General features: G+C 73.7%; 9 protein-coding genes. 6 read left to right on the forward strand and 3 right to left on the reverse strand.

Annotated features, from left to right (window positions below):
* The first annotated feature begins 219 nt into the window (after positions 1-219).
* Genes ACFWEJ_RS21175 through ACFWEJ_RS21185 form a run of 3 tightly spaced genes read left to right on the forward strand, consistent with a single transcriptional unit; the run spans position 220 to position 2351 of the window.
* Positions 220-936, forward strand: coding sequence for a DUF4328 domain-containing protein (locus ACFWEJ_RS21175; protein ID WP_377231164.1), 717 nt, complete (start codon positions 220-222; stop codon positions 934-936).
* Positions 933-1664 carry a DUF4328 domain-containing protein gene (locus ACFWEJ_RS21180; protein WP_377231165.1) on the forward strand — a complete coding sequence of 244 codons (732 nt, stop codon included), beginning with the start codon at positions 933-935 and terminating at the stop codon, positions 1662-1664. The genes ACFWEJ_RS21175 and ACFWEJ_RS21180 overlap by 4 nt, the downstream gene beginning before the upstream one ends.
* Before the next feature lie 30 nt (positions 1665-1694).
* A complete protein-coding gene (locus tag ACFWEJ_RS21185; RefSeq protein WP_377231166.1) occupies positions 1695-2351 on the forward strand; it encodes a DUF998 domain-containing protein in 657 nt (218 codons plus the stop codon).
* Between the two features lie 33 nt (positions 2352-2384).
* On the opposite strand, the gene ACFWEJ_RS21190 is transcribed toward ACFWEJ_RS21185, so the two are convergent.
* Together ACFWEJ_RS21190 and ACFWEJ_RS21195 are read right to left on the reverse strand one after the other, a co-directional pair.
* Positions 2385-4733 (reverse strand): hypothetical protein, encoded by a 2349-nt coding sequence (locus ACFWEJ_RS21190; protein WP_377231167.1) that lies wholly within the window; start codon positions 4731-4733, stop codon positions 2385-2387.
* Positions 4730-6589, reverse strand: a complete 1860-nt coding sequence (locus ACFWEJ_RS21195; RefSeq protein WP_377231168.1) for an HSP90 family protein — start codon at positions 6587-6589, stop codon at positions 4730-4732. The genes ACFWEJ_RS21190 and ACFWEJ_RS21195 overlap by 4 nt, the downstream gene beginning before the upstream one ends.
* 66 nt (positions 6590-6655) lie before the next feature.
* On the opposite strand from ACFWEJ_RS21195, the gene add reads away from it, so the two are divergent.
* Positions 6656-7669: an adenosine deaminase gene (gene add, locus ACFWEJ_RS21200; protein WP_377231169.1), complete on the forward strand. Its 1014-nt coding sequence runs from the start codon at positions 6656-6658 to the stop codon at positions 7667-7669.
* Positions 7670-7690: 21 nt separating this feature from the next.
* Here the strand turns inward: add and ACFWEJ_RS21205 are convergent, their stop codons facing one another.
* The gene (locus ACFWEJ_RS21205; RefSeq protein ID WP_377231170.1) at positions 7691-8278 is read right to left on the reverse strand and encodes a TetR/AcrR family transcriptional regulator; all 588 of its coding nucleotides are present in this window, start codon (positions 8276-8278) and stop codon (positions 7691-7693) included.
* Between the two features lie 87 nt (positions 8279-8365).
* Between ACFWEJ_RS21205 and ACFWEJ_RS21210 the strand changes: the two genes are divergently transcribed.
* Both ACFWEJ_RS21210 and ACFWEJ_RS21215 read left to right on the forward strand, forming a co-directional pair.
* Complete coding sequence (locus ACFWEJ_RS21210; RefSeq protein WP_377231171.1) at positions 8366-8776, forward strand: hypothetical protein; 411 nt, start codon at positions 8366-8368, stop codon at positions 8774-8776.
* Between the two features lie 92 nt (positions 8777-8868).
* Positions 8869-11688 carry a DNA translocase FtsK gene (locus ACFWEJ_RS21215; protein WP_377231172.1) on the forward strand — a complete coding sequence of 940 codons (2820 nt, stop codon included), beginning with the start codon at positions 8869-8871 and terminating at the stop codon, positions 11686-11688.
* Positions 11689-11706: the final 18 nt, after the last annotated feature.

Genomic DNA, 11706 nt, shown 5'->3' on the forward strand with positions numbered 1-11706 from the left:
CGCTGAGGTAGCACTGCTACCTCAGCGTTACCCCGCCCGTTGTCGTGCTTGCCCGGCGCCGATGGTTGCCCGAGCGTAAGTTCACCCGGCTCTTGGCCTGGAGGCGTGGCGCGGGGTGACTAGCGTTCAGGTGTTCCCCAGAAAGCGCGGAAAGGCACCTTCATGACGCATGACCCGTTTGTCCCACCTGCGGGTTCGACGCCGCACCCCAGTGCTCCGGTGCCGGCGGCCTCCCCGGTGTCCGGCGCTGGCTACGGGCCGCCTCTGCACCAGGCGTACGGACCCCCGCCGCAGCTCCTGCCGCCGCTGCGCAGCACCGCCGGGCCGGGGATGGCAGCGATCGTGCTGGCCTGTGCCTGGACCGCCACCCGCGTCTTGTCCCTCCTGCTGGCACCTCAGGGCGCGCAGGCGATGGAACGGGCGGCCGAGGCGGGGAAGGCGGCCATCGACAGCGAGTTCACTGCGTACGACGGTATGGGCGTCCTCTCGGTCGTGGTTCAGATTGCGGCCTTCATCGTCACCGCCATCTGGCTGTACCAGAGCCGGTCGACGGCCGTGGCCGCCAACCCGACCTTCATCCACAAGCGTGGTCCGGTCTGGGCCTGGCTCGGCTGGTGGGTGCCGGTGGTCTCCTTCTGGTTCCCGTTCCAGGTGGTGCGCGACGTCCGGCGTGCGACGTCGCCGCGACCCGTCTCGGAGATCGGCGCCTGGTGGGGCACGTGGCTCGTCTTTCTCAGCGTCTCGAACCTCGTTGGCCGGCTGACGGCGGCCGGCAACCCTGGATCGGCGCAGTCCGCCGCCGACGTGATGGTTCCCATGGAGGCCGTTGCCACGGTCGCGATGATCGTCAGCCTCTTCCTGTGGATCCGGATCATCCGTGACATCACGCGCGCCCAGCGGGAGCGCATCGCCGCCGGCAGCGGGTACGGGTCGTGATCGACCCCCAGCTGCCGTGGGAGCCGTCGGCTGCGCCCTCGCAGCCTGCCAGAACGGCCCCGCTGCGACGGCCGCCGACCGAACTGGCCGTCGCGGTGATCGTGCTGGCCTGGGTCTGGGTGGCCTGGCTGGTCGTCCTCGGCTTCGCCGGCGACGCGTCCGAGGAGACCTGGCGCGTCGCGGTGGACCGAGGACTGTCGTACGACGACACAGACCCGACCGTGTTCGACGCCGCCTACCTGCCTGTGCGGCTCTACCTGGTGGCGGTGCTCGTCGTGGCGTCGCTCTGGCTGCACCAGAGCAGGCGGTTCGCCGAGGCCCTCGGCGTCGGCCACCGGTTCCGGCTGTCGATCGTGTGGACCTGGCTCGGCTGGGTCGTTCCCCTGCTGCAGCTTTGGTTCCCCGCGCTCGCGGTCTCGGACGTCTGGCGGGCCACGCTGCGCCGTCGGCTGGGCTGGGTCCTCCTGCCCTGGTGGGGCTGCTGGCTCGTGATGCTCTGGCTGTCCTGGACGGCCGAGGGCTGGCGCGGCGGGGTGCTCGGGGGTGACGTCCTGCAGGACGAGGTGCTGGTGGTCAGCGAGTCGTACGTGTTCGCTGCGATCCTGGCCGCGATCTCCTGCTGGGCCTGGACCGTGATCGTGCTGCGCGTCCGGCGTGCGCAGCTGGACCTGGCCTCCGCTGAGTTTGGGGCGCCCCCGACGTCCAACGACGTAGGACGACGCCGGTAGCAGGCCGGCGCGACGGCCCGGGAGGACGAGATGGCACAGGAGACGGAGTTCGACACGGCGGCCGCGGTGACGCGGTCGATGCTCGGCTGGGGCGTGGTGGCGGGGCCGTTCTACCTGGTGGTCGGGCTGACCCTGGCGCTGACCCGGGACGGCTTCGACTTCTCGCGGCACCCGCTGAGCGTGCTCATGCTGGGCGAGCTCGGCTGGATGCAGGTCACGAACCTGGCCCTGAGCGGTCTGATGGTGCTCGTCGCGGGCGTCGGCATGGCGCGGGCCCACGCCCGCGGCACGGGGATCGCCGTGGGGATCTACGGCGTCGCGATGATCGCGAGCGCGGTCTTCCCGCCCGACCCGATGCCCGGGTTCCCGCCCGGTCAGGACGGCGCCACGACGCCGGGCACCTCCGGCATCCTGCACCTTGCGTTCGGCGGCGTCGGGTTCGTCTCGCTCGGGGTGGCGGCACTGCTGCTCGGCGCGTGGTTCGCCCGGCGCGGCGAGGGCCGGGCCGCCCTGTGGTCCCGGGTGGCGGGCGTCGTGGTCCTCGCGGGCTTCGTGGGCGGCGTAGCACTGGGTACCGCGGGCGTGGCGGGGCTGTGGCTGGCCGTGGTGGTCGGGTTCGCCTGGCTCCTGCTGGCCTCGGTGCGGCTGTACAAGACCGTGCCGCACCCGGTCGTGGCGCGCCGCTGACCGGGTATGCCGGCCGGACGCGCCACGAGTCGGTCAGCTGATGACCTGGTCGCGGATCCAGCCCGCGTGGCCGCCGAAGCCGCGCAGCTCCTCGTCGCCCTCGATCCGCGCCTCCACGGCCGCGACCAGCTCCAGGCCGCTCGCGGTGCTGCCGGACTCGACCGCGAGCTCGGCGGCGAGGAGGGCGCCGCGGCACCAGCGGGCGACGTCGTCGGACTCCCGCAGGAGGGACTCGGCGCGGCTCGCCAGCGCGTACGCCTCCTCCAGGGCGCCGGCGTAGAGCCCGCCGAAGCGGCCGGTCTCCACGTCCTCGTCGGCGATCACCCGGGCGTGCTGTTCGAGCGTCTCGGGCAGCTGGAGCCGCAGCTCGGCGAGCTCGTCGGGGTCGGTCGAGTCGGCGAGCGCGGCCTCGCACACCCGGGTCGCGCCGGTCATGATCCGGCCCGCCTCGGCGACGTCGCGGCCGCGGACGGCCCACGCCCAGGCGCGGGTGGTGCGCACCTGACGGAGCGCGTCACCGGTCTCGGCCCAGAGGTCCGCCGCCCGCTCGTACGCCAGCTCCGCCGACAGGTTCTCCCCGGCCCGCTCCAGGGCCTCCGCGGCGAGGGTGGCGAGCATTGCGTGGTCGTCCTGCTCCGGCCAGTGCTGCGCCACCTGCGCGGCGGCGAGCCAGTGCTTGGCGGCCTCAGCGGGTTCGTGGCGGTCGGCGGCACAGTCGCCGAGCCACCAGCGGACCTGCACGAGGGTGCCCTCGCCGTGCACCTCGGGGGAGGGGTCCAGGTCGGTGAGGGCCTGCTCCAGCACCGGTGCCGCCTCGTCGAGCCGGCGGCCCGCCATCAGGTGGGCGCCGAGCCGGGTCCTGGCCACGACCGCGACGTTCCGGTCGGAGAGGTCGGCCCAGGCCACGGCCTCGTAGGCGTGGTGCACGGCGCCGGGCAGGTCCTCCTCGGCGGCCAGCACCTCGGAGAGCTGCAGGTGGGCGCCCGCGCGCCAGCCGGGCGCCGGGGCCTCGCCGGCCTGGTCGATCGCCTCCGACATGCCCGCTCGCATACCCGCCAGGTCCTCGTTCTCCCGGGCCTTCTCGTACCGGTCGAGCGCCGCGCGGACGGCGGCGGGCATCTCGTCGACGCCGTCGGCACCCTCGGCTTCCGCCGCGTCGTCGGCCTCCTCCGTCGCGACGCCGGCGGTGCCCGCGGGCATGCCGACCAGGCCCTGCGCCACGCCGGACGTCGGCGCCCCGCCGGCCGGGGACGCGCCGGCCCCGGCCGGCAGCACCGCGCGCAGGCCCAGCGGCAGCCGGTCCAGCAGCGGCCGGGCGTCCAGCCCGGCCTGCACCCGCTCGCTCACGGCCGTCGTGCCGTTGCGTGCGTCGAACCGGCCCGCCAGCGTGAGCGCCTCGGTGCGGGCGTGCCCGGCCAGCTCGGCGGCGGTCCAGGCGCGGCCGGCGGGTCCGGTGACCCGCAGGTCGCCGCGGCCGAGGGCGACCAGGCGGTCCATGAGCAGCGCGGTCACGGCGTAGAAGCCCATGCGGGGCTCGGGCTCGCCGTCGGCCTGGAAGTAGCCGGGGGTGTCGGCGAGGAGCTCGAGCGCGCGCGCCTCGTTGCCGGTCAGCGCGCAGAACTCGATGTGCTTGGCCACGGAGTGCATCAGGCTCTCCGAGCCCTTGACCATGGGGTAGCCGCGCAGGTGGTTGGTCCGGGCCTCGTCGAGGCGGCCGAGCCGGACCAGGGGCAGCAGCGAGCGAGCGAGCGCCCGGTGCGGCTCCTCGGCGCAGGTCAGCCGGCCGTCGAGCACGGGTTCCCAGTGCCGGACCGCCTTGGCGTCGTCACCCTGGTCGGAGTAGAACTCGCCCTGCCGGGCGGTCTCGCAGGCGTGGCAGTCCGCCATCTCGCCGCGCTCGGCGGCGAGCCAGCCGTCGAACGCCCGCCCCGCCCGCTCGGTGTCGCCCACATGGTCGGCGATGTAGAACTCCGACATCCGCACGGCCCGGTCGGTGTGGCCGGCCAGCCGGTAGCGCCGCTCCATCTCCGTCTGCCAGTTCTCGATGGCGGCGAGCGGTACCCGGGGCAGGTCGAGCATGCCCGTCGTCACCCACTTGAAGTCCCAGAACAGCGCGTGGGTGGCGGCATGGTCGAAGACGCTCGGGTCCTGGTCCCACAGCCGCAGGGCGCGGGCGAACGGGACCAGCACCTTGTGCCGGTCCGCGCTGAACTCGTAGGCGCTGATCAGGTGGAAGACCGCCTTGATCTCGGCCTCGGGCCCGAGGAGCTCGGCCTGGGCGAGGATGTTCTCCGCCGCCGCGGCCTGCGAGGTGCCGTGGGGACGCTGGTTGTTCTCCCAGATCGCCTCCTGGAGCATCGCGAGGTCGGTGATCTCGGTCATCGGTCGGTCTCCTGGGTGTCGGGCCGGTCGCCCGGCCGGTCGTGGCGGGCGGGTGGCACGACGGGCGCGGCCCACTCCAGCAGCTCGCCGAACGCGCGGTTCACTAGCGCCTGGTCCACCGGGCGCAGGGGGCGGCGGGCCTGGAGCAGCGACTGCCCGTACAGGGCCTCGACGGCCACGCCGGCCAGGTCGGGCTCGGCCAGACCCGCGATGCGGCGCACCAGCGGGTTGAGGTGGTTCAGCACGAGCCGGGCGCGGGGCGCCTCGTCCCGCAGAGAACCGAGGATGCCGGCCCACAGGTCGTCGGCCTGGCTCTCGGCCTCGGCGCGGGCACGCTCGTGCCGGGCGGACCGGTCGTCGAGGTGGATCGCGGCAAGGGACGCCGGGTGGAACGCCCGCACGGCGACGTCGCAGTCCAGCGGGTCGAGGCGAGCCCGGGCGGTGGCGAGGAACGGGGCCAGCGCGAGCTCGGCCGCCGGGTCCACGTGGTCGAGGTGCGCGGTGACGACCGAGGCGTCGAGCTCCTCGACGCTGATGTCGGGCCGGACCAGCGGGAGCGCCTCGACCAGCGCGGCGTCGTAGGTGTACCCGCCGTTGACCACGGCCATGCCCTGCGCCGCGGCGATGGCGGAGACCTGCCGGAACTCGTCGACCGTGCGCGTGAAGTGCACGGTCCGGTGCCGGCGGGCGAGGTCGTCGAGCGTCAGCTCGCCCTCCGACGTCTCGAAGGGCAGCCAGGGGAGCATGGTGCGCAGCACGTCGTCGTCGTGCAGGGCGAGCGCCTTGACCCCCAGGTGGTGCACGGCCAGGAAGCGTCGCAGGCGCTCCGGCGAGGTGGTCGCGAGCTGCGCGAGCCAGCCGCGGACCCGGTCGCCCAGCGCGTCGCGGACGGCGGCCAGCGTCTCGTCCTCGTAGAGCTGCTCACGGCTGGCCGTGGGGCGCAGGGTGTCGGTGTCGAGCACGCACCGCACGAAGAACGCCCAGTCGGGCAGCAGGGTCTCGGCGCGGTCGGTGAGCAGCATGCCCTTGAGGTGCACGCGGTGCCCGCCACGCTGCGCTGGGCTGACCACACCCGGCAGCACGTAGGCGACCCCGCGGATGCCGACCAGCGGCAGGTCCAGCTCGACCGAGTCGAGCGGTGCGAACCCGAACGTGTCCTGGCAGTAGGCGGACAGCGCGGCGGCGCGCGCCGTCGGGCTGGGGTGCTCGGCCTCCCACGGGGGCCGCTGCCCGGTGATCGGCTCGTCGCCCACGCGGACGTCGTACGGCAGGAGCGCGCCGAAGTCGGCGGCGAGGTCGGCCACCCGGTCGGCCTCGAACCACTGCTCGCTGCCGCGGCGGGCCGCGAGATGGACCGTCGTACCGGGCTCCGGGTGCTCGGCGACGTCGAGGGTGCGGACTGTGTACGAGCCGTCGCCACGCGCCACCCACTCGACGGGCAGGGCGTCGGGCGTCCGGGCCGAGCGGCTGACCACCCGGATGGTCTCCGCCACGACGAAGCAGGCCAGCAGTCCGATGCCGAACTGGCCGAGGAACTCCTTACGGGCCTCCTGGAGGCCGTCGCGCTTGGAGCTGCGCCCGATCGTGGCCAGGAGCTGGTGCACCTCCGGCTCGGTCAGGCCGATCCCGGAGTCGGTGACCCGCAGGTCGGTGCCGGTCGCCCGGATGCGCACCGTGCCGGGAGCGCCGGGGTCGAGGGCACGCCGCGCGGTGATCGCGTCGACGCCGTTCTGGAGCAGCTCGCGCACGTAGACGCGAGGGCTGGCGTACAGGTGCTGGGACAACAGGTCCACCAACCCACGAAGGTCGACCTGGAACGTGTGCGGTGAATCCGTCGGGGTCTCTTGCGTCGTCATGGTGGGCGCGATGCTAGTAGCGCCCTCTGACACTCCCCACGAAAGTCCGCCACGTAACCTGCCGTCATGACCACGAGCGCACCGTCGTCCCGTCCGCCACGGGCAGAGCTGCACGTGCACGTCGAGGGCACCCTGGAGCCGGAGCTGACCTTCGAGCTGGCTGCCCGCAACGGCGTCGCCCTGCCCCACCCGGACCCCGAGAGCCTGCGCGCCGCCTACGACTTCGCGGACCTGGGCGCGTTCCTTCAGCTGTACACCGCGAACATGGCCGTGCTGCGCACCGCGGCCGACTTCGCCGACCTCACCCGCGCCTACCTGAGCCGCGCGGCCCGCGCGGGCGTGCGGCACGCGGAGCTCAGCTTCGACCCGCAGGCGCACCTCGCACGCGGCGTCCCGCTGGAGGACGTCGTCGGCGGCATCGCCGGCGTCCTGGAGACCAGCGCCGCCGACCACGGGGTGTCCACGCTGCTCATCGCCTCGTTCCACCGCGACCGGCCCGTCACCGACTCGCTCGCCGTCCTCGAACGCCTCCTCGTGATGCGCGCGCCGATCGTCGGCATCGGGCTGGACAACGCCGAGATCGGCTACCCGCCCGGCCTGTTCACCGACCTCTACGCCCGCGCCGAGACGGCCGGGCTGCGCCGCACCGCCCACGCGGGGGAGGAGGGCCCGGCCGCGAACGTCCGCGACGCCCTCGACCTGCTGCATGCCGAGCGCATCGACCACGGCATCGCCGTGGTCCAGGACCCCGCTCTTGTCGCCCGCGTCGCCGCCGATCAGGTCCCGTTCACCGTCTGCCCGGTGTCCAACGTGCGCCTGCGCGCCGTTCCCTCCCTGGCCGCGCACCCGCTGCCCGCCATGATCGACGCCGGCATGCTCGTCAGCATCAACTCCGACGACCCGCCCTACTTCGGCGCCTACGTGGACGACGTCGACGACGCCGTCACCGCCGCCTTCGGCCTCACCCGCGACCAGCGGGCGGCGCTCGCGGCGGCGTCCTTCCAGGGGTCGTTCCTGCCCGGCGACCGGGTCGCGGCACACCTGGCCGACGTCGAGGCCTGGCGCGCGGCGGGGGACTGAGCGCCCGGCCGCTCTGAGCGCTCAGCCCCGCAGCAGCGCGGACCCCACCGTCCCGGCGGCCGCGTCGAACGTGGCCGCCCGCGCCGCCTCGTCGCCAGGCAGCAGCCCGGCCAGCTCCAGCGACACCAGCCCGTGCACCAGCCCCCACAGCCCCAGGGCGGCGGTCCCCACGTGCTCGGGTGGCGCGTCGCGCAGCACCCGGGCGACGGCGTCGCGCAGCACGCGGAACGTCGCGCTGTCGACGGCGGCCGCCGGCTCGCGGTCCGCCGGCGCCACCCCGCGGTAGAACATGACGCGGTAGAAGTGCGGGTCCGCCAGGGCGAACCTCCGGTAGGCGCGGCCGAGGTCGCGCAGGTCCGCCGCCGGGTCGTCGCCCTGCCCGACGGCGGCCAGGTGCTCGGCGAACCGCCGGAAACCTTCCTCCGCGACCGCCCCGACCAACGCCTCGCGCGAGCCGAGCAGCGCGTAGACCGCCGACGCGCTGGTCCCGGCCTCGGCGGCGACCTTGCGCACGGTGACCGCTCCCTCGCCGTCGGACGAGACCACCTGGGACGTGACCTCCAGGAGCCGGGTGCGCAGGGCGTCGTCGTGCAGTCGGGGTCGGGCCATGCCGTGAGTCTAGAAGCCTTGACGCCGGTTTGCGAACGATGTTTGATAACACTGTTACAAAACAACGGAAACCCATAGGAGGACGTCGTGCTCGAGCTCTCGGACCCCGCCCGCATCACCGCGGGCATCGTGCTGCTGACCGTCGTCGGGATCGAGTCCGGCGGCTTCTTCCTGCTCAAGGTCTTCGGCGGCCGGATGCCCACCACCGACCTGCAGAAGAGCTTCTTCCGCGCCGGCCACGCGCACGCGGGTGTGCTGGTGATCCTCGGTCTGCTCTGCCTGCTGCTCACGGAGGCGACGGACCTGACCGGCTTCGCCCGCTGGCTCGCAGCGACCGGCGTGCTGTGCGCCGCGATCCTTCTGCCCGCGGGGTTCTTCCTCTCCGCGATCGGGCAGGGGCGCACCCGCCCCAACCGCGCCGTCGTGCTGCTGCCGGTGGGCGCGGTGGCCCTCGGCGCGGGCGTCGTGATGCTCGCGATCGGCCTGCTCCTGGCCTGAGCGGGTCGGGCAAACCGGACGACGGCCCGGTCCAGGACACACCGCGAGGGTTCCTGGGCCGGGCCGTCGTCGCCGGTTACGGTGGCGACATCATGGCGACCCGCACGTCGGCCCGGCGAGGTTCCGGGAAGAGCTCCGGGCAGGGCGCGAAGAGCGCCAAGCCCCGGGCCGCAGCGTCGAAGCGATCGACACAGCGCCGGGGGGCTACCCGCCCGGCCGCCAAGGCTGCGCCCGCACCGTCCCGCCCGCCGTGGCCGGTCCGGGCGGTCCGGGGCCTCTGGATGGGCATGGCACACGCGGTCGGTGGCGCCACCCGCGCCGCCGGACCGCGGACCGCGCCCGACGGGTCGGGCACCGGGACGGGCACGGGCGCACAGAACGCGGAAGGGCAGGGAGGGCAGGAACTGGAACCGGACCACCGGCGCGACGGCGTCGGCTTCGCACTTCTCGCCGTGGCGGTCATCGTCGCGGCGCGTGAGTGGTGGGGGATCGACGGCCCCTTCGGCGACGGCGTGCACGCGGTGGTCGCGGGCACGCTCGGCGTCGCGGGCGTGGCCCTCCCCGTGCTGCTCATGTGGCTCGCCTTCCGCGTCATGCGCCATCCGGAGCGCACCCAGCAGAACGGCCGGGTGGCGATCGGGCTCAGCTTCCTGGTGGTCGCCACGTGCTCGCTCGTGCACATCGGCGCCGGCCTGCCGTCGCCCGTTGACGGCTTCACCCCGGTGCAGGACGCCGGCGGCGTGATCGGCTTCCTCTTCGCCACGCCGGTGGTCACGGGGCTCACGCAGTGGTTCGCCATCCCGCTCTACGTGCTGGCCGGGTTCTTCGGCATCCTCATCGTCACCGCCACGCCGGTGCACCGGATCCCCGCCCGCCTGCGCGGCCTCTACGACCGGCTCACGGGCAACCACCGCGAGGCGGACGAGGTCGGCGAGGACGGGCTCGCCCTGGCGGACGGCGTCTCCGCCCACGACGGCACGCCGGAGCCCAGGCGCCGCAAGCGGCGCACCAAGCAGGAGATCGCCGCCGAGAAGGAGCGCCTCGCCGGGTTCACCGGCGACGAGGCCTTCGAGAAGGCCGCCGAGGTCGAGCAGCGCGCCGGCAAGACGGGGAAGGCCACGACCCAGCGCATCCCCACCAGCCAGTCCGCCGGCAAGGTCACCGGCGCCCCCGCCATCGGCCCCGGCGTGCTCGGGCCGGACGGCGAGCCCACGTCGTCGGCGAAGAAGGACGGGCCCAGGCCGCCGCGGGACGCCGAGCCGATGCCGCGGGGCGTGCAGCCCATGCTGGAGGGCGACACGGTGTACCTGCTGCCGGACGAGGACGTCCTGGTGCAGGGTCCGCCGCACAAGGCGCGGTCGGCCGCGAACGACCGCGTGGTCGAGTCGCTGACCGGCGTGTTCGAGCAGTTCGGCGTCGACGCGAAGGTCACCGGCTTCAGCCGCGGCCCGACCGTCACGCGGTACGAGGTCGAGGTGGGCGCCAAGACCAAGGTCGAGCGCATCACGTCGCTGTCCAACAACATCGCGTACGCGGTGGCGAGCGCGGACGTGCGCATCCTGTCGCCCATCCCGGGCAAGTCCGCGATCGGCATCGAGATCCCGAACTCCGACCGCGAGACCGTCGTGCTGGGCGACGTGCTGCGCTCCGGCGCCGCGCGGCGCACCGAGCACCCGATGGTCATGGGCGTGGGCAAGGACGTCGAGGGCGGCTACGTGGTGGCGAACCTCGCCAAGATGCCGCACATCCTCGTGGCGGGCGCCACCGGCGCCGGCAAGTCCAGCTTCATCAACTCGATGATCACCTCGATCCTCATGCGGTCGACGCCCGAGCAGGTGCGCCTCATCCTCGTGGACCCCAAACGCGTCGAGCTCACGATCTACGAGGGCATCCCGCACCTGATCACCCCGATCATCACCAGCCCCAAGAAGGCCGCCGAGGCCCTCGACTGGGTGGTGCGCGAGATGGACGCCCGGTACGACGACCTGGCGACCTTCGGCTACAAGCACGTGGACGACTTCAACGTCGCCGTCCGCGCCGGCAAGGTCAAGCCGCTGCCGGGCTCGGAGCGCAAGATCGCGCCGTACCCGTACCTGCTCGTGGTGGTCGACGAGCTCGCGGACCTCATGATGGTCGCCCCGCGCGACGTCGAGGCCTCGATCCAGCGCATCACGCAGCTCGCCCGCGCGGCGGGCATCCACCTCGTGCTGGCCACGCAGCGCCCGTCCGTCGACGTCGTGACCGGCCTGATCAAGGCGAACGTGCCCTCGCGGCTCGCCTTCGCCACGTCGTCGCTCGCCGACTCGCGCGTGGTCCTGGACCAGCCCGGCGCCGAGAAGCTCATCGGCCAGGGCGACGCCCTGTTCCTGCCCATGGGCGCGGCCAAGCCGATGCGCGTCCAGGGCGCCTGGGTCACCGAGTCCGAGGTGCACCAGGTGGTCGAGCACGTCAAGGGCCAGCTCAAGCCCATCTACCGCGAGGATGTCGCGGCGCCCGCCGCGGCCAAGAAGCAGGTCGACGAGGACATCGGCGACGACCTCGACCTGCTGCTGCAGGCCACCGAGCTCGTGGTCACCACGCAGTTCGGGTCCACGTCCATGCTGCAGCGCAAGCTCCGCGTGGGCTTCGCCAAGGCGGGCCGCCTCATGGACCTGCTGGAGTCGCGGGAGATCGTGGGGCCCTCGGAGGGGTCCAAGGCGCGCGACGTGCTCGTGGCCGCCGACGACCTGCCCTCCGCGCTCGCGCTGATCCGCGGCGAGCAGCCGGCCCAGGTCTTCGACCAGGCGTCGCCCGACGCCGAGCCGGACGACGGCGGGGCCTACGGCTCGGCCGACCAGTACGCCGACGGCACGGACGGGCACATGCCGCCGGTCGCCCGGGACTACCACGACGACGCCGAAGCGGTGCGCTGACGCGTCAGACGCTCAGGT

The organism is Promicromonospora sp. NPDC060204 (assembly GCF_042728455.1).
Classification (GTDB): domain Bacteria; phylum Actinomycetota; class Actinomycetes; order Actinomycetales; family Cellulomonadaceae; genus Promicromonospora.